Origin of the sequence: Cyclobacterium plantarum, assembly GCF_011290685.1 — a bacterium.
Lineage (GTDB): Bacteria > Bacteroidota > Bacteroidia > Cytophagales > Cyclobacteriaceae > Cyclobacterium > Cyclobacterium plantarum.
The window spans coordinates 638,093-657,925 of the sequence record NZ_JAANYN010000002.1 but is presented as its reverse complement, the minus strand read 5'-3'; the positions used below and the strand labels follow the sequence as shown (position 1 = coordinate 657,925).

Below are 19,833 nucleotides of genomic sequence, written 5' to 3'. Positions count from 1 at the left end.
AGTACTCCGGTGGTATTTAACTGACTTTACTATATCAGTCAGTTTTAATTTGGAATTTATATTATAGATCAGTCCGGAATTGAGAATAAAAAGAATTAAAGAAATTTTAAGGAATTATCGATTTGGTCGTACATCAGCCAGAGAAGATCAGATTATAGACCAATGGTATGATTCCTTAAATAATCGGAAGAAGAATTTTACCAAAGAGGAGCTAAGTAGCATAGGTCAAAGTATTTTGAAGCGGATAAATGGTAAAATAGATGCAAAAGAGTATGCAAAATATGCTGCAAGGCCTAAAAGAAAGGGTGTAATACCTATTGGATATACCTATATTCTTAGAATTGCCGCAGTTTTAATTTTAGGTGTGATTACTGTTTCATTATTGGTGAACGATCATTCAAAACTTAAAAATGACACCATTTCACATTTGGATGTAAAAGTTAATGAAGTCCATTTGTCAGATGGAAGTATTGTCTGGCTAAAGAGCGATAGCAAGTTATACTATCCGGATGAATTTGACCGTGATAGCAGAGAAGTTCACCTGGAAGGAGAAGCTTTCTTTGATGTGGTTAAAGATAAGAATCGACCCTTTATCATCTATTCAAAAGACATGGTTACCAAAGTATTAGGAACCAGTTTTAATGTAAGGGATTACGAAGAGGAGAGTGAAAAGGCTGTTGAAGTATTAACGGGAAGTGTCAGGGTGTCCTTAAGTCGGGAAGATGGAAGTCGGGAAAATGTGGTATTAAAATCCCGTGAAAAGGTAAGTTTCAATAAGGCAGCCCCTTCAGGGAAGGGGATAAAAAAGAATGATTCTCCTGTCTTTGTGCCTGAGGCTACCAGGGAGTTGAAGTTCGAAGAAGCTCCTATCCAGGAGATTATAGACAAATTGAATCAGGTACACGAGGTGGACATTCGTATAAAGAATAAAGCATTATATGGTTGCCGTATTACTGCTAATTTGACCTACGAAACATTAGATGTTTGCCTTGAAATTATATCGAGGGCATTAAATGCCAAATATTACCAAATAGAAGATCAAATTTTCATTGATGGAAAAGGATGTTTAAACTAAAAACTATATGTAAATGAATTAAAATGAAAAAAAAGGCCAAAAGTGTTGGAGCCACTTTTGACCTAATTATTTCCCTACTGCGAAGGCTAATTGCCTACAGGGATGTTTTTGCCTTAATTATTGTGTAACAAAAACTTTACAAATGTATGAAAATTCAAATACACCACACTGCATTATTTATTAAAATAATGAGAATATCATTGGTTCAACTGATTATTCTGCTGATAGTTACAGGGGTTTCATTTGCTGGCCCTTCTAACGCACAGAATGTATTGAAAATCAATCTTTCATTGGAAATTAATGAGAGGCCTATAAAGGAGGTTTTGGAGCAAATTGAAGAAATAGCTGATGTGAAATTTGCTTATTCGGTTGGGCTGGTAAAGCCTGAAGAGACCATTACGTTAAATATTAAAAATAAGGAGTTGGGTTTGATATTGGATCAGATTTTTTCCCCACGAAACGTAAAGTACTTTGTGCTGGGGAAACAAATCATTTTAAACCAATCCAATATTAGTGATATTAAAAGTAAAATTTCTCAAATTAAAATAATTGAAATGATTATTTCGGGAAAGGTGACTTCTCCGGATGGGGAGCTATTACCCGGAGTAACTGTTTTGGTGAAAGGAACCTCCAATGGGACTGTCACCGACATCAATGGAGAATACAAATTGGAAGTTCCGGGCAGTAACGGAGTAATATTAGTGTTTTCTTCCATCGGGTTTAAAGAAAGGGAGATTAGCGTTTCTGAAACATCTACCGTAAATGTAATTCTTGAAGAAGATGTTCAAGGATTAAATGAAGTGGTTGTAACTGCTTTAGGGGTTGAAAAGGATCCTAAAAGCATTACTTACGCCACTCAGAAAGTTTCTCCTGATGAAGCGATTAAAGTGAAAGATCCGAATTTCATGAATAGTCTGGCCGGAAAGGTAGCAGGAGCAGTTATTACCAAAGGTAATTTTGGGCCGGGAAGTGCACCACGAATCCTTTTGCGTGGGAATAAATCACTAACGGGCAATAGTGAACCTTTGTTTGTGCTAAACGGGGTACCCATGATTGGCGGCACAGACATCCTTTCCAATTATAATCCTGAAGATATTGAAAGTATTCAGGTGTTAAAGGGAGCATCTGCTGCGGCTTTATATGGAAGTGAAGCAGCCAACGGAGTTATTCTGGTCAATACAAAGAAAGGAATGCATGGTGTTTCTAAGGTGGAATTTTCCTCTACCTTTACTGTAGAAAATGCCGTGGATTTGCCAAAACTACAAACCTCATACGGTCAGACAAATCCAAATTTCAATGATAGTTGGGGGGAGAGAATCAGTAACGGGAGTGACAGTCATCTGAAGGAATTTTTTGAGCCGGGCCAAACCATGATCAATTCGGTTTCATTTTCTAATGGGAGTGAAATTGGTCAGATTTATATGTCCTATTCAAATACCAATGCAAGCGGAATACTTCCTGAAAATGATTTGGAGCAGAACAATTTTACGGTAAGGTTAACCTCTCAGTTTTTTAATGATAAATTATCCGTTGATGCTTCCATAAACTACACCGACCAGAAGATCTATAATCAAAATTCAGCAGGGGGCTATAGTGCGCTTCCAGGAATATATTCCTTTCCGGTAGGGGATGATTTTTCAAAATACAACAAGGACAATTTTGAAGTTTGGGATCCTGTTCGAGCGATGTATGTTCAAAATTGGCCCTACATCCGGAATGAAACCTTTCCCAATCAAAATCCTTATTGGGTGCAGAACAGAAATCAGCGCGATTTTTTAAGGGACCATACCATTTCTGCCATTACAGCTAAACTTGAGCTTTACAGCTGGTTGGATTTACAAGGGAGAGTAACTTATGATAAGATATTTGATAAATCGGAATTTAGAAACTATGCCAGTACTCAGGCGACTGTAGCTGGTCCAAATGGAGGATACGGAATCAGTCGATCTTCTGTAAATAATATTTATTCTGATTTGTTATTGATTGGTAATAAAAACATTAGCAGTGATTTTAATTTGGCAGGGACACTGGGTTTTAGTAATCGGGAAACTACCAGCAGTGGGTTGAATCTATCAAGTACTGTAGCCACCTCCTTGACATTTCCCAATTATTTCTCCGTTTTTGCTTTAAATGGATTGTTTAATAAAAGTGAAAGCCTTAGAAAGAGCATGACTCAGGCGGCATTTGGAAATGCTACCCTTGGTTTCAGGGATAAAGTCTACCTAGATGTAACAGGAAGGAATGAATGGAGTTCTACTGTTTCTCAATCCTTCTTCTACCCATCGGTGGGCGTTTCTTATATTCTAAAAGATGCATCGAACAGTCGGTCTGGTTCTTCAGGTGTTTTATCCTTTGCAAAATTATCTTCTTCGTATGCAGAGGTTGGAAACAGTCTTCCTTTTGGCATTGCCAACTGGACACCACCTATGTCTTTGGATAATAATGGAAATATTAATCCCAGAGGCACACTTCCTTATTTTGATGGTAGTGATACCTTAAACCTTAACCCCGAAAGAACGAAGTCCTATGAAGTCGGCACGGAGCTTCGGTTTTTCAATAACCGATTGAGTGTTAATTTAAACTATTATAATGCCACCACATATGATCAAATATTACAAATTCAGGCACCAGCCGGAGCAGGTGCGTCAAATTTCTGGATAAATGGAGGCATCATACGAAACAAAGGAATAGAAGGAATTGTCAATTACAACACAAATTTAGGAAGTGTCAAATGGGCTTCATCGCTCAATTTTTCACACAATAAAAATCAGATCAGGCAATTGAGCGACCTGCTGGAGGCGGAAAGGTTTGTTTTAACCAGCTTTAATCAAAGCAGATTGGTATCCATCTTCCTGACAAGACCCGAAGATGGAAAATACGGTGCTTTTGGAGACATGTACGGCAGGACCTACCAAAGAGACGATGAAGGAAACCTGATCACCAATGAGGCAGGAATTCCCCAGGTCTCACCAAATCCGGATCAGTTCATTGGGAATGCAAACCCTGATTTTCTGGCTGGGTTGAACAATTCGTTTGCCTATAAGCAGTTTTCTTTGTCTTTCCTGATCGACAGCAGGTTTGGAGGGGGGGTAGTCAACCGAACAGAAGTGTGGTTGGATTATAAAGGCCTCTCTGAACGAACGGGAGTCGCAAGGGATAATGGAGGAGTTCTGGTAAACGGGCAGGTAGTAGATGCCAAAGAATTTTACCTAAACCAAACCGGTGCAGGAGCCACAGCTATAGCCTCTGAATATTTCTACGATGCGACAAATGTTAGGTTAAGGGAGTTTCAAATAGGTTATAATTTGCCAATAACCAATGATTTTATCAAGGAATTAAACTTGTCATTAATCGGACGTAACCTGTTTTTCTTTTTCAAAAACGCTCCATTTGATCCTGAGATCAGTGTAAATACTTCTCCCACCTCCGAGGGTATTGCTTCCTTTAGTCAACCCCAGACGAGATCATTTGGTGCTAGTTTAAGGGCTATATTTTAATTCATCGAAAACGTTCGTTTTACATGAATTTTTCCTGAGTAAGTCAACTAAAATATAAAAAAAATGAAAAATCATATTATAAATAAAACCTATTTGAATACAATCTTGATGGCCGGAATCCTATTATTTTCGGGTTCTTGTGTGGAATACATGCAGGATCTCAATCAGGACCAAAAGCTTATTACAGATGAATTGTTAAGGCACGATGCAAATGAGGGGGGTGTGTCACTTCCAGGGATGCAGCTTGGGATTATGGATGTGCTCACGACCTGGCGAATTGAGATGCAACAAAACTTAAACGCAGATAATTATGGCGGATATATGAGTCTGCCGGCACCATTTTTTGATAACAGAAATAATGGAACCTATGCGATGGTTGATAGCTGGAACAATCAAATTTGGTTAGTACCGTCTGAAAAAGTGTTGGATCAATGGGTCATGATGAAAAAAAAGGGGTTTGATCAATCCTACCCGGACCTTTATGCGATGTCGATTATTTTTAAAACTTTTGCAGGCCATAGGCTTGCAGATATATTTGGGCCGATTCCTTATTCAAAATACGGCGAATCCAGTGATGTGAGCTTTGATTCGGTAGAGGAAGCCTATGAGGTGTTTTTTGCCGAATTGAAAGAAGCTGTGGCAGTTTTAAAACAAGCTGAAGAAGAAAATCCGGATGCAGATAAGGTAAGGTATGCAAAATTTGATAAATCAAGATATGGAGGAGATTATGCTACCTGGATAAGAGTAGCCAACACCTTACGGCTAAGACTTGCCATTCGGATTTCAAAAGTAGATCCCGACAGGGCTAAGCAGGAAGCTGAGAGTGCCTTGTTGGATGGAGGAGTTTTGACGGCGGCTGATGTTTCTTTTGAAATGTCAACCGGGACCATACATCCTCTGGAAACAATTACTTCGGCATGGCAGGAAACCCGCATAAATGCAATGGTTGAAACATTACTTGGGGGGTATAATGACCCGAGATTACCTGTTTATGCCATACCTGCATCAGATCCCGCACTTAATGGGCAGATCAAAGGAGTGAGATCAGGAGCTATTTTTGGTCCGCAACCTTATCTTGGTTTTTCTCAAGTGAATTTTTTCGGAAATCCGTATGTGAAAGTAATGGATGTGGCCGAGAGTTTCTTTCTTCGGGCAGAAGGGGCACTTCGAGGTTGGAACATGGGAGGTACAGCAAAAGACTTCTATGAGGAGGGTATTCGCGTTTCCTTTAGTGCAAATGGTGTTGGAGGCGCCGAGGAATACCTCAATAATAGCACGGGTAAACAGCTACCGTATGTAGACCCTTACAATGCAGAAAACAATGCACCTCCGATGACAGATATTACCGTAAAATGGGAAGAAAATGATTCCTTTGAAAGGAAGCTTGAACGAATTATTACGCAGAAGTGGATAGCCATGTATCCTGACGGTCAGGAAGCCTGGTCAGAGTTTAGGAGGACAGGCTATCCCAAATTATATCCTGTTGCCGTTAATTACAGTGAATTTTCAGGAGGAGAATTTATAAAGCGGATAAGTTATCCGACCTCTATAACCAATAGTAGCCAGGCATCCGTAGAGGAAGCAATTGGCCTTTACTTAAATGGAGAAGATAATATTTTCACGCCACTTTGGTGGGATGTGGACTGAACGAATCAATAAAAATATGCTAAAAAAGAATTTGCGTCTACCTGCAATTAACGAATGTTTTTATCACCTTCGGATCCTACCTCTTCTTTTGGGGGTAGGACTGATGGTTTTTTCCTGCCATTCCGGGGTTCCATCTGATGATAGGTCTCTGGATAATGCACTGTCTACATTTTCTCTGGAGGAAGGCTTCCAGATGGAGCTTATTGCAGGTGAGCCGCTAGTATCAGATCCCGTCGCTATGGAAATAGATGAACAAGGAAGGTTATATGTGGTAGAAATGCATGGTTATCCGCTGGATCTAAGTGGTTCAGGGAGAGTAAAACGCTTATCAGACACGAATGGAGACGGCATAATGGATGAAAGTGTCGTTTTTGCGGATAGTTTGCTGATGCCTACCGGGATCATGCGTTGGAAGCAAGGCTTGATCGTTACAGATCCACCAAATGTATATTATTTGGAAGACAGTGACGGAGACGGTAAGGCAGATATCAAATCAACTCTCCTTACAGGTTTTGCCTTATCTAATCCCCAGCACAATGTTAATTCCCCAAAATTGGCGTTGGATAACTGGATTTATCTGGGACATGAACCTTCTGTTACTACCACCATTTACGAGGATAAATTCGGTGATAAAGGAACCGAAGTTTATTTTCCGGAGAAGCCGGACTTGAACCGACTTCCCCAAAATGCAGGGGGGCGAAGCATCCGGTTTAAGCCTGATACCTATGACCTTGAATTGCTGAGTAGCAGGACCCAATTTGGCCATACTGCAGATGCCTTCGGGCACCGGTTTTTGGTAAACAACAGCAACCATATCATCCAGGAAGTTCTTACTGCAGCATACCTGCAAAGAAACCCGCATTTGGTGATTACTGAGGTTACCCAGTCTTCTTCTGATCATGGCAGTGGGGCAGAAGTTTTTCCGATCACGATCAATCCACAGCATCAGCTATTGACGGACCTGGGCGTAATGACATCGGCCTGCGGGCTGACCGCTTATCTTGGCGCAGCTTTTCCGGAGCGATATGATCAGGCCACCTTTGTATCGGAGCCGGTAAGTAATATAGTACATGTAGACTTTATTAAGGAGGAGGGTACGGGCTTTATAGCCTCCAGAGAGCATCCTGATAAGGAGTTTTTGGCCTCTACGGATGCCTGGTTTCGGCCAGTAAATGCCTATGTTGGCCCTGACGGAGCCTTGTATATCCTTGATTATTACCGTCAGATTATAGAACATCCCGAATGGATGGCAGAAGAAGTGGTTCAGTCGGGGGCCTTGTATAATGGTACAGACAAAGGTAGAATTTACCGCATTACACCCAAGGGCACATCACCGATTGATTGGTCAGATAAATTGACTTTAGGGGAAGCATCTCCCGAAGAATTAATGGGTCATCTGTCTCATAAAAATGCCTGGTGGAGGATGAATGCCCAAAGGATATTAGTAGATCGGGAACCGACGAATCTTAGCCCCTCATTAAAGGACCTTGCAGTCTCCGGGGAAAGCCCTATGGGCCGGCTTCATGCTTTATGGACATTGCAGGGAATGGGAGCACTTGATGTAGAAACGGTAGCCGGGGCATTAAAAGACCCTGTGCCCGGGGTCCGCGAAAATGCAGTAAAAATATCAGAGCTCTTTTTGGCTTCTTCCCCCGAACTTGTCCCTCAATTGCTGGCTTTGAAAGATGATCCCGATCCAAAGGTTAGGTTTCAGTTGTTGCAAACGCTGGGGTACATTGAAAGTGAAAGTGCTTTTCAGGCAAGAAAAGAACTTTTGTTTAGGGATATTGATGATAAATGGGTGCAATTGGCGGCGCTTTCGGCTCCGTTTGCAGAAAGTAGCCGGCTTATTGATCCGGTCTTGAACCAATATACCCCCACACCTGCATTTGATGGTATGGTGCAAAAACTGGCCTCCATGGTCGGCGCCAGTATGGATGAAAGGACTATTTTCACCATGGTGCAACGAGCAACCCAACGCAATGCGCAAGACAACTACAATTGGCAATCTGCTCTTTTACGTGGTTTGGCTCAAGGAATAAAGAGTAAGGAATTGGAAGGTACACATAGCGCAGCTGCAGGTCTTTTGGCAAGTAGCATTTTTAATCACCCCTCAGCAGAAGTACAGGGAGCAGCCCTGCAGGTGTTGGAAGGTATTGGACTGGATAACGTCGCAGGTAAGGAAGAGGCTTTGGCAGAAGCAAGGGAAATTGCCATGAACCGAACCTTAAGTGGTGAAGAAAGGAGCTTAGGCATCCGGTTTTTGGCTTTGAGCGATCCGGCCCGGTACCAGGACATGTTGGTAGGGATGGTGCAGGGTGGTGAGCCACTACCTGTTCAGTTGGCCGCTTTTCGTGCTTTAAGTAAATCTGAGGATAGTTCCTTTTCAAAATTGGTGATCGATCGGTGGGAAAGTTTCACGCCCGAATTAAGGGATGCAGCTGTTAGTGCGATGATGATGAATGGTAAGCGGATTACTGTTTTGTTGAGTGCTCTGGAAGATGGATTGATTCAAAAGGCCACTATTGGCTGGAGAAGAAGTGTAGGCTTGATGGCCAACAAAGACGAAACGCTAAGGGTAAGGGCCAGGGGCATTTTGACCCGGCCAGAAGGCGAAAGTGAGAAAATTATGGAGACCTACCAACCTGCTCTCGCACTTAATGGGACCATTGATGAAGGGGCCAGGGTTTTTCAGAGAAATTGCGCTATCTGTCACCAAATGGGCGAGGAGCAGGGGATTGCCTTTGGGCCAGACCTTTCCTCTCTAAAAAACAGACGCCCTGCCAGTATTATGACGGATATTCTTAATCCTAATTTGTCCATTGCTGACGGCTATGACCTTTGGGAAGTAGAATTGCAAAACGGGGAGCTTCATCAGGGGCTTATTTCCTCGGAGACTCCGACGGCAATCAACCTTAGGAATGCAGGAGGAATTGACAAGAACATTTCCAGAACCAATATAAAAACGCTGAAATTAGTAGAAATGTCTGCCATGCCCACCGGGCTTGAGCAAGGTATTTCGGTACAGGAAATGGCAGATTTACTCGCTTATATACGTAAAGCCGAATAATACAATTGCAGCACTTATTACAATTATTTCACAAGTAACCCAGAGAAAATGAAATTGATATACATGAAACGATTGATCCTATCAATGCTGGCTTTTGGAGCCTTTCAGCTGACTGGTTTTGGGGAAGCTCCCAAGCCCCTGAATGTTGGCCTGGCAAGAGTGATTATTACTCCTGAAACACTGGTTAGGTTAACAGGTTATTCCAGCCGGGATGTTCCCTTCGAAGCTGTTCATCACGATTTATGGGCCAAAGCAATGGCCTTTGGAGATGAAAAAAAAGGATACCGGATCATTATAACCGTAGACTTACTGGGAATTCCACATAGGATTACAGAAAAGGTTAGGGAAGCCCTTTCAAAAGAGATTGGTATTCTACCCGCCAACCTTTCCATTTGTGCCTCCCATACCCATAGTGGTCCGCAAATTGGAAATATTGTTTCTCATTTTCATAAACCCCTTGACCCGGACGAGTTGGCTGAAATAGCACTGTACGCCATGGGATTGGTGCCTAAATTAAAAGATTTGGCAATGGACGCAATAGCAAATGCAACCCCTTCCCTGGTATCCCATTCCAAAGGTGAGGTGGGTTTTGCAATCAATAGGAGGACTTCCATTAACCCCAATGGCGTTACAGACCATTCATTGCCGGTAATGAAAATTACAGACATGAAGGGAGAAACAAAGGCCGTGTTGGTAAATTACGCCTGTCATGCAGTTACCCTTGGCCCTTTGAATAATGTGGTTCATGGGGATTGGGTAGGGGAGGCCCAACTCCAGATGGAAGAAAACTTACCTCCCGGAGCCATGGCCATGGTGGTCATAGGCTGCGGTGCCGATCAGAATTCCTCACCTCGGATGAATACCGATAACCCGGAGATGGATTTGGTATATGCGAAAGACCAGGGAAAACAAATTGCGGATGAGGTGCAGCGCTTGCTGGCTACCAATGACTGGAAGGGCATTGGACAACTGCCTGAGGGCAAAATGAAATATGTGGAACTGACCTTTGCCACTATGCCGGACCCGAAAAAACTGGCGGCGGATGCCAAAGGCTCGGGCAGGACAAGCAATTACTCCCTGTTACTACTGGGTCGAATGGCTAGAAGTGGGGATATTCCTGAGAAAATAGATTATCCCATTCAGGTTTGGGATTTCGGGAAAGAGTTGGTAATGATCTTTATGGCCGGAGAGGTAGTGGTAGATTATGCCTTAAGGCTAAAGCAGGAGTTGGGAGAAGACCGGGTTTGGGTAAATGCCTACGCCAATGATATGCCCTGCTATATTCCATCGCTCCGCATATTGCGAGAGGGTGGGTATGAAGCAGAAACAGCCATGATTGGGTACGAGAAACCCTCCAAATTCACTGAGGACGTGGAGGAATCGATCATGAGTGGCATTTATGCTATTTTACCAAAATCAAGTAAATAATGAGATTTTCTCAATTGATAGTGGCCACTCCCCTTAGGTCTGACCAAAAGATTAGATCCATTGTAGTCTTTTTCGTCTTGGTGCTGGTTCTGCTTTTATCAAGCCAAATTTCTTTTGCCGGAGACTTTAGGGCAGCAGTGGTCAAGGAAAATATTACCCCAAAAGTATCAAAATTCCTTTTAGGGTATGGGGCTCGTCAATCTGAAGGTGTTCTGGATAGTATTTACCATCAGATTTTACTATTAGATGACGGTCAGTCAATCTTTGCGCTGGTTTCCACTGATATTTGTTTGGTATCTCCCGCCACCTATGACCGGGTAGCCAAATTGGTGGAGCAGAAGTTTGGGATAGCACGAACTCATTTTTGGTGGTCGGTAACACATACGCATTCTGCACCGGAAGTAGGCGGGCCCGGACTCCCGGCGGCTTTTATGGGAGAGCGGTATACCCACCCCATTGATACGAGCTATACGGATTTGGTAACCTCCAAATTGTTGGATGGTATTGAAAGAGGGATTAGAGAACTGTCTCCTGCCACCCTGGGCGTGGGTTGGGGACATTCATTCGCGAATATTAACCGAAGAGCCAGGGATATTGATGATATTGCTTTTTTGGGGTTGAACCCGGATGGACCCGTAGACCGTAAGATTGGTATACTAAAAATAGTGCATCAGGAAGACCATCGATTAATGGCCACGGTGGCCAATTATGCAATACATGGGACAGTTTTGGGGGGACAAAATTTATTGATTAGCGGTGACGTTTCAGGAGTGGTATCCAACTATGTGGAAGAAAGGTCCGGAGCACCAATGCTATTTATCAATGGTGCTGCAGGTAACATCGCACCTATCTACAGTGTATATCCAGATGCCAGGTCAGGAAGACTGAATCAATTCAGAAGGCTGCTGGGAGATAAGATACTGAAGGCCAATGCCGAAATCCTGCATTACGAAGATCAGGTTTCTTTTAGTGCAGCGGAGATGGAGTTTCTGACCCCTGTGAAGGAAGGATTAAAGTGGCCTGAAAATTTAAATGATTACCTTGTGGATGCCACGGCCGATGTTAAAATGATTAAAGTACCTGCGCGTTTTCTGAACATCAATGACAAAATAGCTATTTGGGCAAGTCCCCTGGAACTGTTTTGCGAAATTTCGAATGAGGTCAGAGATCGGTCTCCGTTTCCCTATACCTTTTATTATGGATATACCAACGGCTGGTTGGGCTATATGCTGACCGAAGAAGAATGGGTCTATAAAGGTTATGAACCTACGGTATCACCGTTTGTTCCCAATGCTGGCGCAAAGTTCGGAGAGGCAGTATTGTCCTATCTACAAAGTGAATTAAAAAGTAAATATTTAAACCAATAGAGATATGAAGTCACTATTTTCAATAACCGCATGCATAGTCAATTTATCTATATTCCTGGTTTTTACAGCAGCTGCCCAAAATCCGGAATTTCCCTGGCCTGAGGGTAAAAAAATGGCCATTAGTTTAAGTTTTGACGATGCCCGGGCGAGCAATCCCAGCCCGGGGGCCACTTTACTGAATGAGTATGGTGTGAAAGCTACTTTTTATGTGGTGCCGGCTAGTATGGAACGCGATATTCCGGGATGGGAAATGGTGGTAGATACAGGACATGAGATTGGTAATCACTCCCTTTATCACCCCTGTAGCGGTAATTTTGTATGGTCCAGAAATAAGGCCCTTGAAGATTACACCCTGGAACGTATGCGAAAGGAATTGATAGCAGCTAATGATGAAGTGGAGCGGCTACTGGGCGTAAGACCGGAAGTTTTCGCCTATCCTTGCGGACTTACGTACGTTGGTAAGGGAGAACGTACCCAAAGTTATGTACCCCTGATCTCAGAACTGTTTCTATCGGGAAGGGGCTGGAAGGATGAAGCCCCAGTGGATCCTTATTATGCTGACATGGCACAGCTTACCGGTATGGAGATGGACAACAAATCCTTTGAAGAAATTTTACCCCTGATAGAAGCGGCCGCAGAAAACCGGCAATGGTTGGTCCTGGCCGGGCATGAGACCAATACGGAGGGAAATCAGACCACTTACCTGAGTATGTTAAGAAAACTCTGTGCCTATGCCAATGATCCTGCTAATGGTATTTGGATTGCTCCGGTAGGTACGGTGGCCAAATACGTTAACGAAAAACGGGCAGCCATGGAGGGTAATTTGAACATTCCCGGAATATCCCGGCCTTCGGAAGAGGGAAGCATTAACCTTACTGCGGAAAAGGGCAAAGGGATAGGACCGGATATCAAATACATGCCGGAGTGGAATGCATTTGGTTGGTTTACGGCAAAGGATCGGGTGGAATGGGACCTGGACCTCCCAAAGAAAGGCACCTATGAAGTCTGGATGGAGTGGTCTGTGTCCGATGAAGAAGCTGGAAAACCTTTCCTGCTTACCTCAGGCGATCAAACTATTGAAGGGGTCGTAAAGCCTTCCGGATCCTGGGAGACTTTTCAAAAAACGAAGATAGGTAAATTGTCACTGGAAGCCGATTTTAACCGGATCATCGTGGCTTCTGGCGAGGAATTTGAAGATGGAGCATTGATGGATTTAAAAGCCCTGACGCTGGTGCCGGTAGGGAAGTAATCAAAACGGGGAAAAATTTATTACTCTTGCATTTTTCTCGATTAGAAAGTAGGGTATTTCGTATATAGTGGTAGACCAGAATAGCATAGAATTCCGGTTAGTGAAATCTCCACGGTATAGAAGTCAGATCAATATCAGAAAAAGCAAATTTCCGGTATCAGCAAAAAGGTAGCTGCTCCAAAAGGTGAAAAGGCCAGGAAATCGAAAACGTGATAAAAAGCCCTCCGGGGCTTTTTTTGTTACTCACTTTAATTTTGATCGTACAGCATATTAATAAATAGATGAATTTGTTTTTTCTTGATTTAGCATTCCCTATAGCAATTTTCTGTCGCCCAGCTTTTTAAAAAAATCTTCCCTGTAATTCCGGCTGATGGGATACAGGTCTTCTCCTATCAACACTTCATTGGATTGGACTTCGTCAATATGCCGCATGTTGATAATAAAGGAGCGGTGAATCCGAACAAACTCACCCGGCAGGGCATTGGCTATACTGGTAAGGGACAGTAGCGACAAGATCTTTCTGGTCGGGGTGATGATCTTGATATATTCTCTCTGTGCCTCTATGGCCTGCACTTCCGAATAAAAAAATTTGACGATCCGTGTATCCGTTTTGATAAAAAAGTAATCGGGTTTCTCAGTTGTGTCTTCAGCAGACACTTGTACAGAAAGGTATTCCACTGCCTTATCGATGGCTTTCCTGAAGCGCTCAAAAGAAACCGGCTTCATCAGGTAATCGATCACATCCAGCTCATATCCTTTGACCGCATATTCTTCATAGGCGGTCACAAAAATCGTAAGGGGCTTATCCGGGAGTTCGTTGAGCAAATCTATTCCCGTCATCAGTGGCATGCGGATGTCCAGCAAAAGAATATCTACAGGATTTTTCTTTAGAAAATCCATCGCTTCTTCCCCATTGCTACAAACACCAGCCAATTCTAAATGGCCAACCTTGGATACGTAGTCCGATAGCAATTTCCTGGCCGGGGGCTCGTCGTCCACGATAAGGATTTGGTAGTTCATTTCAGGTCTATGTTTAAGTTCACCTCAAAGGAGCCGGTAGTTTGATCCAGTACCAGCTCGTGTTTTCCCGGATAAATCAGGTTGAGTCTCTTTTTTACATTCGAAAGGCCGACACCACTTTCTTCTTCAGCTGTTTTACGTGCTTTTAGTACATCATTCCTGATGTAAAAGTGTAGCACATCTTCTTTATTGATGGTTAGTTTAATCGCAATCCGTCCGTCCATGGTATTGCCATGTTTAAAGGCATTCTCAAGGAAAACCAAAAATATAAGATGAGCGATACTATGCCTGTCTTTTACGCCCTGATGGCTGAATTCAATCGTTGGTTTTTCATCCAACTTTAACCTCCATAGTTCAATGAAATTTTCCATAAACTTAATTTCTTTGGCAAGGGAAACAAAACGCCCCTGATCCTCATAGAGCATATGGCGCATCATTTCAGAGAGCTTCATGATCGCAGCAGCGGTGTTGTCCTCCTTGAAATAAGCCATCGAATAGATATTATTTAAGGTATTGAACAGGAAATGGGGGCTTAGCTGAAGCTTCAGAAATTTCAGCTCAGAGGCCAATTGGCTGTTGCGAAGTTCGATTTCATTTCGTTGCGCCGAAATCATGTTGGCAAAAAACCAGATAACTGTAGTAATAAGATAGAAGCCAAAAGCTGGAACCGATCTGATAAAGTAGGTATAGGTAACTGATCGGTGGGTCATACCGAGGAGGTTAACCCGCAAAAGTACTATGGTAACTACCACGGCAATAGACGCCATAATATAGCCGGAATACTTTCCTTTCTTATAGAGCTTCGGTAACAACAGGTAATAATTCAAATAGGCAATGGAGGAGGATGTCAGGACATCAGAAATTACTGCGCCCCAGATTTCACTAGAGGAATTGATCCAATTGCTTAAGGACGCATACAAAATCGCCCCGTAACACAGCCAGAAAAGGACATGCAATGCATAAAATGCCGGTCGCGAGATAAAATTATTTTTCATGGCGGAAATTTAGCCTTTTAAACAACACGAAAATAAAGGGATCATCCAACAGACAGTTGTGATCTACAGAAGGCAATTTTTATCCAATAAGTGGTAAATGCAAATTGCTAAATTAAACTGACTGATTTCATTCGTTGATCAAAATTGTCGTTCGGGTGAGAGAATCATGCTTTCTATTGATGTTGCCAAAATCTTTGGATTATTTTTCGTCAATTAGTAATGAAAAAGTGGGTCATTTACTACTGCAGCACATTGAAAATTATTTATTAAAACTGAAATCTATATGAAAAAGTACCTTTTTGTTTTTTCACTCATCCTTTTAAACACCTCCTTCACTTTTGCTCAATCAGTAACGGAGCTGGAAATCAAAAAACTCTCCATGGAAAAATGGAAATGGATGGCAGATAAGGATGTCGCCAAACTTGAAAGGCTTTTTGATGATCAGGCGAAATTTGTCCACATGAGTGGAAGCTGGAAATCAGACCGTGAACTGGAAATTATCGAAACGGGAAGTATCTGGTACAAAAATGCGGAAGTACATGATACAGCCGTTGAGATTTCTGGAAATACCGCGGTAGTCTGGAATCGAATCACCTTGACAGCCCACGTAAGAGGCAGTGATGTGGAAAATGAATTTACGGTAACTGAAGTCTATCAAAAACAGGGCGAAGACTGGAAAATGCTGGTTTTCACTTTCAGCAGCGTTAGAGATACCCACGAGATCGAACATTAATTCTAAAATAGTATGACCATGAAAAAAGCATTTCTAGGATTTCTTCTCCTCTTCCTAATTACACCATTTCTCTTTGCCCAAGAGGATAACGCCCAACAGGAAATCATCGAAATTTCTAAAACCAAATGGCAGTGGATGGCAGAGAAAGACGCTGATAAGCTTGCGGATCTCTTTGACGATAAAGCGGTTTTTGTCCATATGGGTGGTTCCTGGGGGAAGGAGCGTGAAGTAGACATCATCCGTAGCGGTGGCATTTGGTATAAAGACGCAGACATTCACGAAGTTTCTGTGGAAATCATCGACAACACGGCCATTTTGCTGAACCGCATCACCTTGATCGCTGAAGTGGGCGGCAATGAAGTAACCAATCCATTTGAAGTCACGGAAGTATATATTAAAAAAGCAGAGGGCTGGAAGTTGGGCTCCCTGTCCTTCACCAAATTAATGGGACCCGCAGACCGGTAAAAACGATACAGCCATGAGATTATTTCTCCTTTTCATTTACCTGACCACTGCTTTAAGTTGCTCCGGCCAAACCCAATCGGAAGCCTTAGATATTCCGGGTGAAAAATCCTCGGACGAGAACCTCATTGTCTATCTCTCACGCACCAAAAACACCAAAGCGGTGGCAGAGATGATTCAGGAAAAAGTGGGAGGAGCGCTTGTAAGCCTGGAGCTGGAAACCCCTTACCCCAAAGATTATGATGCCATCGTTGCCCAGGTAGCCAAAGAAAATGAGACGGGTATTCTTCCTCCGTTAGAAACCGAGGTGGACGTATCTCAGTATCGGACAGTGTTTGTCGGATTTCCTACCTGGGGCATGCAACTACCGCCACCGATGAAGACATTTCTAAGTGAAAATGACCTCAGTGGCAAAATGGTAATTCCCTTCAATACCAATGCGGGGTATGGAATCGGAAGTAGCTTTGACAAGGTTGAAGAGCTCTGTCCTGATAGTACTATTCTGGAAGGTTACTCTACCAGAGGTGGGATCGAGCGAGACGGAGTTTTGTTTGTGATGGAAGGAGAAAAAGAAGAGGAAGTAAGAAGTGCGGTCGATGATTGGTTGAACGGTCTTGGCATTTAAAGAATCAGGATAATTGCCCTGTATAGATGGGATACGTAGCTATACAGGTGAAATTAAATGGAATGGAAATTAACTGAGGTCCGGAGGTGATTGAATTGGTGCTATGCAAATGCTTATATAAGGTAAATAGTTTTGAGGATATGTAATCAATGAAACTTATAAATAGATTGCTACAAATCAGTATATTAAAGTGAATGGATTATCTTCAAAGAGGCTCCTTATTTCGGTCCCATATTTAAAGTAGAAGAGATAAGAACAAAAGTGATGGATTTCCTGTCAGTGCGCTTTACCGGCTAAGCGATTTGATTTGAATAGGACTCGCTAAAAATAAATATTAAATTGAGTATCTGAATATTAACCATTCATTTAGCATAAAATCTAATTTTCCATGAGTAACCAATCAACCAAACTCGATCGAAGGTCATTTTTAAAAGTCTCAGCACTTGCCGGGGGAGGGATGATGCTGAGCTTTAATTGGCTGGCAGGATGTAAACCGAACGCCGAGGAGGCATTGGGAATGCCAGAGGACTGGTTTAGAATGAATGGCTATATCCGGATTGGTGATAATGGATTGATCACTTTGATGTCTCCCAATCCAGAAGGCGGTCAAAATGTCAAAACTTCCATGCCGATGATTCTGGCTGAAGAGTTGGACGCCGATTGGACAAAGGTCATCGTGGAGCAGGCCCCTTTGGATACAGATAATTTCACCAGGCAATTTATCGGAGGAAGTCAGGCTATCCGAACCGGTTGGACCCCCTTGCGCACAGCAGGAGCTACAGCCCGGCAAATGCTGATGCGTGCCGCGGCTCAAACCTGGAATGTTCCGGTATCTGAAATCACCACGGAACCTGGCTTTATCCTTCATCAACCAGGTAACAAAAAGGCACATTTTGGGGAAATGGCCAACCTTGCGGCTACTTTGCCGGTTCCGGAAGAGGTTGATTTAAAAGCAAGCCAGGATTTTAAGATCATCGGCACCTCCAAAAAGAATGTTGACCTGAATAAAATCGTCACCGGAAAACCCCTTTTCGGAATGGATTATAAAAAGGAGGGAATGCTGTATGCTATGATTATTCATCCTCCGGCTTTTGGTAATAAACTCAAATCATTTGACGATTCGCAGGCCCGGTCCATGCCCGGCATTAGGGATATTTTTCAGTTCAAATCCCTTCGGGACGATTACAAAAGGACCTTCTTTGATACCGTGCAATTCACCGATTTAATCGCCATCGTCGGAGACAGCACCTGGCAGGTACTGCAGGCAAAGAAAGCCATAAAAGCGGACTGGAAAATTCAGGAAGGCTATGAGGAACAGCGGGATATGTTTGGTCGTGAAGCTGTCAGAGTAGTGCCAAAAGGCCTGGAAAATACGGATGCCCAGGAAATAGCTATGAAACAAGCCGCTCAAAAACCCCAAACCCAACGGAAAGATGGGAATCCCGAAGCGGTTTTCTCCACTGCTGCTAAAGTCATAGAGAGAACCTATACCGGTCCTTTTTTGGCGCACAACTGCATGGAGCCTATGAATTTTTTCGCCCATGTGGAAGGGGATAAAGTGACCTGTGCCGGGCCATTGCAAAAACCCGAATTGACGGAGCATGCCCTTTCAAGCCGATTGGGCATTCCGGTAGAAAATATTGAGATAGAAATGACCCGACTGGGTGGCGGGTATGGCCGTAGGTCCTATGCCCATTGGCTAATAGAAGCAGCGGTGATTTCCCAAAAAATGAATGCTCCTGTCAAGCTGGTTTACACCAGGGAAGACGACATGACAGGTGGCGTTTATCGATCCCGTTATCAGGCCACTTACCGGGCAGCCCTCAATGAAAACAATCAATTGATTGCCTTTCATGTCAACGCAGGTGGTCTACCTGAAAACCCATTGTACGCAAACAGGTTTCCGGCAGGAGCTGTGGATAATTATTTGGCCGAAGGCTGGGAAGTTCCCTCCAATATCACTACAGGTTCCTTCCGTGCACCAAGATCCAATTTCATGGCCTGCGTAGAGCAATCGTTTCTGGATGAAGTTGCGGAGGCAGCGGGCAAAGACCCCATTGATTTCCGATTAGAACTGCTGGCAAAAGCAAAAGCAAACCCGGTAGGTGAAGGAAATGATTACGATCCGGACCGGTATGCAAAAGTTTTAGAATTGGTCAGGGAAAAAGCAAACTGGGCAAATTCAACACCAGGAGTTTCCAGAGGAGTATCGGCCTATTTCTGCCATAACAGCTACGCTGCTCAGGTCTTGGACATGAAAATAGTCGATGGGCAGGTTCAAATCGATAAAGTCACTAATGCCATTGATTGCGGGCTTGTAGTAAACCCTGATGCGGCCAAAAACCTCTGCGAAGGAGCGGTAATAGATGGGATCGGTACGGCCATGTATGGAGCACTGACCTTTGAAAATGGGGTAATCAGCAAATCCAACTTCGACCAATACAGGCAAATCCGGATGAAAGAGGCCCCAAAATCGATCGAAACCTATTTTGTAGAAAACGGAGAGGATCCCTCGGGTCTTGGCGAACCAGCCTACCCGCCGGTTTTCGCAGCATTGGCAAATGCGCTTTATAAAGCTACAGGAAACAGGTTTTACGATCAGCCTTTTTCCAGGCAATCGAACAGCTAGCTGAGCAGAAAAGACCTTTAAATCAATAATGAATTC

General features: G+C 43.2%; 13 protein-coding genes. 11 read left to right on the top strand and 2 right to left on the bottom strand.

The features are described from left to right. Positions 1-79: 79 nt before the first annotated feature. From G9Q97_RS06855 to G9Q97_RS06825, 7 genes are all read left to right on the top strand, one after another. Positions 80-1,075, top strand: a complete 996-nt coding sequence (locus tag G9Q97_RS06855; RefSeq protein WP_166144496.1) for a FecR family protein — start codon at positions 80-82, stop codon at positions 1,073-1,075. A 188-nt stretch (positions 1,076-1,263) separates the two neighbouring features. After that, positions 1,264-4,572: a SusC/RagA family TonB-linked outer membrane protein gene (locus tag G9Q97_RS06850; protein ID WP_166144493.1), complete on the top strand. Its 3,309-nt coding sequence runs from the start codon at positions 1,264-1,266 to the stop codon at positions 4,570-4,572. Between the two features lie 63 nt (positions 4,573-4,635). After that, complete coding sequence (locus G9Q97_RS06845) at positions 4,636-6,219, top strand: SusD/RagB family nutrient-binding outer membrane lipoprotein (protein ID WP_166144490.1); 1,584 nt, start codon at positions 4,636-4,638, stop codon at positions 6,217-6,219. Positions 6,220-6,235: 16 nt separating this feature from the next. Then, positions 6,236-9,289 carry a PVC-type heme-binding CxxCH protein gene (locus G9Q97_RS06840; RefSeq protein ID WP_246255462.1) on the top strand — a complete coding sequence of 1,018 codons (3,054 nt, stop codon included), beginning with the start codon at positions 6,236-6,238 and terminating at the stop codon, positions 9,287-9,289. A gap of 48 nt (positions 9,290-9,337) precedes the next feature. Beyond that, positions 9,338-10,717: a hypothetical protein gene (locus G9Q97_RS06835; RefSeq protein ID WP_166144487.1), complete on the top strand. Its 1,380-nt coding sequence runs from the start codon at positions 9,338-9,340 to the stop codon at positions 10,715-10,717. After that, positions 10,717-12,084, top strand: a complete 1,368-nt coding sequence (locus tag G9Q97_RS06830) for a neutral/alkaline non-lysosomal ceramidase N-terminal domain-containing protein (protein ID WP_166144484.1) — start codon at positions 10,717-10,719, stop codon at positions 12,082-12,084. Before G9Q97_RS06835 ends, G9Q97_RS06830 begins: the two co-directional genes overlap by 1 nt. A 4-nt stretch (positions 12,085-12,088) precedes the next feature. Continuing rightward, on the top strand, positions 12,089-13,333 hold the full coding sequence (locus tag G9Q97_RS06825; RefSeq protein WP_166144481.1) for a polysaccharide deacetylase family protein: 1,245 nt from the start codon (positions 12,089-12,091) through the stop codon (positions 13,331-13,333). A 312-nt stretch (positions 13,334-13,645) separates the two neighbouring features. Here G9Q97_RS06825 and G9Q97_RS06820 read toward each other — a convergent pair whose 3' ends face one another. Together G9Q97_RS06820 and G9Q97_RS06815 are read right to left on the bottom strand one after the other, a co-directional pair. Then, entirely contained in the window at positions 13,646-14,353 is a 708-nt protein-coding gene (locus G9Q97_RS06820; protein ID WP_166144478.1) for a LytR/AlgR family response regulator transcription factor, read from the bottom strand. Beyond that, complete coding sequence (locus G9Q97_RS06815; protein ID WP_166144475.1) at positions 14,350-15,348, bottom strand: sensor histidine kinase; 999 nt, start codon at positions 15,346-15,348, stop codon at positions 14,350-14,352. The genes G9Q97_RS06820 and G9Q97_RS06815 overlap by 4 nt, the downstream gene beginning before the upstream one ends. Before the next feature lie 283 nt (positions 15,349-15,631). On the opposite strand from G9Q97_RS06815, the gene G9Q97_RS06810 reads away from it, so the two are divergent. The 4 genes from G9Q97_RS06810 (at position 15,632) to G9Q97_RS06795 (ending at position 19,797) form a co-directional block, all read left to right on the top strand. Beyond that, positions 15,632-16,081, top strand: a complete 450-nt coding sequence (locus tag G9Q97_RS06810; protein WP_166144471.1) for a nuclear transport factor 2 family protein — start codon at positions 15,632-15,634, stop codon at positions 16,079-16,081. Positions 16,082-16,099: 18 nt separating this feature from the next. Beyond that, a complete protein-coding gene (locus tag G9Q97_RS06805; RefSeq protein ID WP_166144468.1) occupies positions 16,100-16,546 on the top strand; it encodes a nuclear transport factor 2 family protein in 447 nt (148 codons plus the stop codon). A gap of 13 nt (positions 16,547-16,559) precedes the next feature. After that, a complete protein-coding gene (locus G9Q97_RS06800) occupies positions 16,560-17,168 on the top strand; it encodes a flavodoxin family protein (protein ID WP_166144465.1) in 609 nt (202 codons plus the stop codon). A 388-nt stretch (positions 17,169-17,556) separates the two neighbouring features. Continuing rightward, complete coding sequence (locus G9Q97_RS06795; RefSeq protein ID WP_166144462.1) at positions 17,557-19,797, top strand: xanthine dehydrogenase family protein molybdopterin-binding subunit; 2,241 nt, start codon at positions 17,557-17,559, stop codon at positions 19,795-19,797. Positions 19,798-19,833 lie beyond the last annotated feature (36 nt).

Coding starts and splice junctions, on each gene's coding strand:
- G9Q97_RS06815 (WP_166144475.1), bottom strand. CDS start 15,348: ATGAAAAATAATTTTATCTCGCGACCGGCATTTTATGCATTGCATGTC.
- G9Q97_RS06830 (WP_166144484.1), top strand. CDS start 10,717: ATGAGATTTTCTCAATTGATAGTGGCCACTCCCCTTAGGTCTGACCAA.
- G9Q97_RS06845 (WP_166144490.1), top strand. CDS start 4,636: ATGAAAAATCATATTATAAATAAAACCTATTTGAATACAATCTTGATG.
- G9Q97_RS06840 (WP_246255462.1), top strand. CDS start 6,236: ATGCTAAAAAAGAATTTGCGTCTACCTGCAATTAACGAATGTTTTTAT.
- G9Q97_RS06835 (WP_166144487.1), top strand. CDS start 9,338: ATGAAATTGATATACATGAAACGATTGATCCTATCAATGCTGGCTTTT.
- G9Q97_RS06810 (WP_166144471.1), top strand. CDS start 15,632: ATGAAAAAGTACCTTTTTGTTTTTTCACTCATCCTTTTAAACACCTCC.
- G9Q97_RS06825 (WP_166144481.1), top strand. CDS start 12,089: ATGAAGTCACTATTTTCAATAACCGCATGCATAGTCAATTTATCTATA.
- G9Q97_RS06795 (WP_166144462.1), top strand. CDS start 17,557: ATGAGTAACCAATCAACCAAACTCGATCGAAGGTCATTTTTAAAAGTC.
- G9Q97_RS06850 (WP_166144493.1), top strand. CDS start 1,264: ATGAGAATATCATTGGTTCAACTGATTATTCTGCTGATAGTTACAGGG.
- G9Q97_RS06800 (WP_166144465.1), top strand. CDS start 16,560: ATGAGATTATTTCTCCTTTTCATTTACCTGACCACTGCTTTAAGTTGC.
- G9Q97_RS06820 (WP_166144478.1), bottom strand. CDS start 14,353: ATGAACTACCAAATCCTTATCGTGGACGACGAGCCCCCGGCCAGGAAA.
- G9Q97_RS06805 (WP_166144468.1), top strand. CDS start 16,100: ATGAAAAAAGCATTTCTAGGATTTCTTCTCCTCTTCCTAATTACACCA.